The following is a 4983-nucleotide window of genomic DNA, read 5'->3' as shown; positions in this document are numbered from 1 at the left end:
TACCAGCGTAACGATAACTGGAAATTATCCGTGCCCCAAAAACGTTATTTTCTTGGGCTTCACATCGGACATGACCGTGCGATTACAGTAGCCGACGACTCCACCATCATTTTCCATACAGCAGTTGAGAGGCTTGATCGCAAGAAGCACTCAGACTCTTTTCTTCTGCCCGTCGAAGAGATCACGACGATCCTGAGCTACCTCAAGATCAATGTTGTCGACCTGGAGGGTGTTTGTATCTCTTACCTCGCAGTTGAGGCATCGCGTGTCTCCGACACGCTCGAAGCATCCTTCCGCGACGCTTTTCCGGAATTCGATGGGAGATTTTCAGCGCTCGATCATCACCTTGCGCATGCGCTCGGAGCGAAAGTGTGCAGTGGGTTTGACGAAGCCATGGTTGTCGTCGCGGACGGTGCTGGAGATCAGCGGCTGTGGGGATCTCAGTCAGAGACGATCTATCATGTTTCTTCCGACACGTTCTATTTGCTCGACGAGAGAGTCCAGTCTCCACCGCTCACCTACGTCAATCGTCCAGAGTTTTATGACCCAAGCTATTTTCGGCCAGACGATCAAGAGCGACAGATAAGTTTGGGCCTGAAATATGAACAGATCACCTATCTCTGTGGGTTTGGACCGGGTCAAGCCGGTCAGACCATGGCGCTGGCCGCATTTGGGGAACCGCTCTTCGACTATCGCAACATGCTCCCGAAAGACCTCTCTTTCAGCCTGCGTTACACTGATTTTTTGAGAGAGTTTGAAGCGATCGCAAAGGCGGAAGGCCAGTCCCTTGTTCAGTTCGCGAGAGAGAGGCGGTCTGACATCGCCGCGACCTATCAAGCATACCTGAGCGACGCATTGTCCGCGATCGTGAAAGACGCGTTGGATCGCTTCCCTTCGAAACGCGTTTGCTTTTCAGGTGGACTGTTCTTGAACTGTCTCTCGAACAGGCGCCTGCACGATGAACATCCGGACCGAGAGCTGTTCTTCTTCCCAGCCTGCAACGACGAGGGCCAGTCGATCGGAACCGCGGCCTACGCATATTGGCAGTCCCATTCAAAGCTTCCAGAAAGACCCCACGAATTCCCCTATCTTGGGAGGAAGTTTTCCGATGCTGAATGCGAAGCCGCACTGAAGTCGGCCAAACTTCCATATGACAGTTTGTCCGAGGATGAAATGCTCGAAGGTTTGGTTGACTTGCTGGTGACAGGTAAGATTGTCGGCGTAGTTCGAGGTAGATCCGAGTGCGGGCCCAGGGCGCTTGGTCATCGCAGCATCCTGGCCGATCCGCGATCGATGAAGTCTAAACGGCGTCTCGATGAGGGCATCAAGAGGCGCGCCGAGTTTCGGCCATATGCCCCCATGATCTTGGAGGATCGGTCTGGCGAGATGACAGATTTCGACGCGCGAGCGCCCCATATGCTGGTCACCGCCAGCGTTAAACCTTCAGAACGAGACCACATCCCAGCCGTCGTCCATGTGGACGGGAGCACCAGGGTTCAGACAGTAGATATGGACGATGACCTATGGCTCCGTGATCTGCTCCAACGCTTCTATGAGCGTACCGGCGTGCCGGTGCTACTCAACACGTCGTTTAACGATGAGGTGCAACCGATGGTCGACAGCCCGTCGGATGCCATTGACGTGTTTTGCTCGACGGATCTGGACGTGCTGGTCTTGGGCAACTGTCTGCACCTCAGACGAGGATGACGCCATATCCGTCAGGGCCAGGCACGAGTGCCTTCGGGTCATAGACGTGGTTCAGCATCTGCCCGTCAAACACTGTTTCAAGCCTTTTGCGCTGATCGCTTGGCTTCGGGAGGAACAGCGGTGAGAAGGAGACCTTCTGCGCATATCGCCAGGCGGTTTCCTGGTCCGTTGCTTGGTGTATCGCCCTCAAGCCGTTGGACAATGCAACGGTGTTCTGGAAGCACAACTCGTCGCCCGCAATGAAGGTCAGACCCTGGTCGTGCAAATGATCGACCAACCAGACCGCTTTCCGTGCGATGTCCTCCTGTGAGACTTTCTGTTCGACTGAGATGACCAGATCAAGTGATGCCAGCAGCCATATATACTCACTGTAACCGTAACGGCGTGCGGATTCGTTTGCTTTGGATATGACCGCTTCGACAGTCGAGATGGGTTCGTCACCGGCGCGCCATCTCAGCATGGTGTCGACCGCGATCAGGTAGTCGAGCCGCGGCACGAGATGCCCAAAACCCGACCTCTTGCAGAAGGCTCGTAGATGCTGAAACTCCGCCGACTGCTCATCGTCCGGAACAGTTCCTTGATCGGTCCAATTCGCGACCAAGCTGTTGACTTTCGCATGCGTCAACGTCCGTTCCGGGACACCGGTTTGCGCGTGCTTGAGCTGCCTTTCGGCCAGCCTCACCGAATTCGCTACATCAAGATATCGGCTCAAGTGAAATTCTGCTGAGAAGCTTAGACTCAACAGAGCGGGTGCTCCGACCTGATGGGCACACCCTCTCGCCCTAAGGAAGAACAGCCTTGCAGCGGAAAAGGCAGATTGTGCGGAATAGTATGACTGGAGGCGATCACACATATCGAACTCGATCGCTTTTGCGGCGGTCGTTTTTTCGTGCCTTTCAAGAAAGTTTTCGACCTCGTGCATCAAGGAAAGCGCCGTTTTCGAGTCGCCGCTGTTGATCAGCGCATGCGCCATGAGCTGCTTGACCCCAGCGACCGTCAGCCCGTTCGACTTTTTGTCTTGAAGTGCAGAGACGAGTCCGACAAGCCTCAGATTGTCGATAAAGCCTGAGGCGTAGGCACGGTGGTGTGAGTTTAGGTAGGCGCGCGCGATCAAGCATCGGTGCTGCAGCAGGGGGCGATGAGAAGCCGACCTCTGAAGGACCGCATAGAGCGTTGCGAGATGGGGATAGTCATCTTCCTCGAGATCAAGCGAGGAGATGTTCGTGACGGTACGAAGTTTGGCAGCGAACGTCGCTATCGATGCTCCGGCGGAATCAATATCTCCGTCGGACAGGGCGAAGGCTGCCGCCGTTTCGGTCCTTAAACTTTCCGGAGGTGACTCGACGAAATTCAGAACCTCGCGCGCTGAAGGGGCCGTATCGAAACTGTAGAATTTATTGTGCAGGTAGTCTTGCAGGGAACCGTGGCGAAATACGGCGCGGGATGACCGATCATCTGGCTCGAGCCAAAGGAGCAATAGCTCCTTCGCCACGTCGGTTCGCTCGAGAAGTGAAGTCATCGCAGCGTAGGAAAACGTCGGGTCGTCAAGGACAGCCAAAACTTCAAAAAAACCCGCAAGCGTGAATTTTTCAAATCTCGTTTTTGACAGATGATCATAACGATAGCCAAGGATGCTACCGATGATTTCGTCACCAGAGAAATAGTCTGTTGTCGCATCGTCGGCGACCGAGAGCGTCAATCGCTCTTCGTCCGCCCATTGAATCTGATTTCGTTCGAGCAAGGAGTGCACGGCGTGCACAAGATCGACCGGGCGGAGCTTTGTCCGGGCGTCCTTGAGACGAAAGAGCCCCGGCGCATCGTCGCTGAAGATGGAAGACAGAGCGGAGCGAACGTCCGTGTCGCTCATGTCTCCGAGAATGACCTGGCGGATACTGTCAGGTGTTTGGTGCTCCGCGATCTGGCGCTGGAAGGCTTCGTAGTCTGGCCGCCGAAACGTTGGATCGCTTCGGCCCGCGGCAACCAAAGAGACACCCCCTCCAGATCCAAATGCGAAAGTGACGATTTCTTGCAGGATTGGTGCGGTCGCTTTGTGAACGTCGTCAATAAAGACCACCTCGTCCCGACCGCCGCTGTCAATTCGCGCCAGTCGCTGAAAGAAATCCGAAAGTTGCACCTCCTGCGGACGGGTACTGTCTCTCTCACCGAACCCACTGGTGGAAACAAACACGCCACCACTATCCAGCATGGTTATGAAACGACAGGCGAGCCCTTGAGCCTGAGCCTCCTCGTAGAGCTCTAGCAGGAGCCGTGATTTACCTGAGCCGGCTTTACCATGCACATGTACAAATCGGGGAAGCAGTTGCGTCAGCAGGTCCGTTCGTAGTTTCGACAACTCCATCGACATCGGGGATTCAAAGAGCGGTATCCTCGCGATGTCGTCGCTCGTAACGAGTGGGATTTCGTGCAGCTCTCTCTGTCCATCGATAGAGACCGAAACAGTGAGCGAACGAGGCGTGCTGAGACCTCTTGGCGCGAGGTCTATTGACCAACAGCCAAGGTCGCCGGCTCTCAATGTGCCTCCGCTGGGATCGTCCGTCTTGCCGACCCAGTCTCGTGTGGAATGTAGTGAGAAATCGAATTGAAGTGGCGTCTCCGGCGTCGATCTCACTACGAAATGGACAATGAACTGATCTTTGTGCTTGCCGTCCCGCAAGACCTGATAGCTAAGCAGCTTTTCAGATTGTTGCTCCGAGACGAGGTCCTGCGAAACGATGTCAGGCAAACAGGCGGCGATGTTCCATGCATCGATGAGCAAGAAGTCTGTACCGACCCGGCGACACTGGCGTTCGATGACGCTCGCCGCGCGAGGAGTGAGCGTTCCGTTGGTGACTATTAAGAAAATGCTGTTGGGTGCTGGTTCGATCTGTAGCACGTTCGCCGCGACGTGTTCGAGGGTAAGCCGTCGTTTGTTCGTGAGCTTGCACTCGATGAAAACTTGTTTCGGGACCCCTTCCGCACCCAGCTCCAAATTGAACAGTTTGGCGGGCGTGTAGTCGCGGATGACCACGTCTCGACCTCTGTCAGCCGACGGAGAGGTGAGTTCAACCTGGTTCGTGAACTCAGCTCCCAAAATCTTAGCGACCGTTGACTTGGCCGATTCAAAGATTGCGATTTCAAATGCGCGGTCGGAGACGGTGCCAAGTGGCAAACTCGGCGGCTGGGATACGTCGTTTGGTAGTAGAAAGCGTTCCTTCATGGCGCCTGCCTGTCGCACATGAAATGCACGGATAATTTCCAGTTATCGTTACGCTGGTA

General features: G+C 55.0%; 2 protein-coding genes. One reads left to right on the top strand and one right to left on the bottom strand.

Translation table 11 applies throughout. From position 1 onward, the window contains the following. A partial coding sequence (locus tag BLU89_RS20940; protein ID WP_218129443.1) for a carbamoyltransferase C-terminal domain-containing protein occupies nt 1-1707 on the top strand: 1707 nt, incomplete at its 5' end. On the opposite strand, the gene BLU89_RS20935 is transcribed toward BLU89_RS20940, so the two are convergent. Beyond that, the gene (locus BLU89_RS20935) at nt 1694-4924 is read right to left on the bottom strand and encodes an ATP-binding protein (protein ID WP_074739667.1); all 3231 of its coding nucleotides are present in this window, start codon (nt 4922-4924) and stop codon (nt 1694-1696) included. The genes BLU89_RS20940 and BLU89_RS20935 overlap by 14 nt on opposite strands. Nucleotides 4925-4983 lie beyond the last annotated feature (59 nt).

The sequence above is a fragment of the Ruegeria halocynthiae genome (genome assembly GCF_900106805.1).
GTDB classification, from domain to species: domain Bacteria; phylum Pseudomonadota; class Alphaproteobacteria; order Rhodobacterales; family Rhodobacteraceae; genus Ruegeria; species Ruegeria halocynthiae.
The sequence above is the reverse complement of the archived record's forward strand: the minus strand, read 5'-3'. Positions and strand labels throughout refer to the sequence as shown.

Excerpts from the sequence above, each read along its gene's own strand:
- BLU89_RS20935 (WP_074739667.1), bottom strand. The coding sequence starts at position 4,924 with ATGAAGGAACGCTTTCTACTACCAAACGACGTATCCCAGCCGCCGAGT.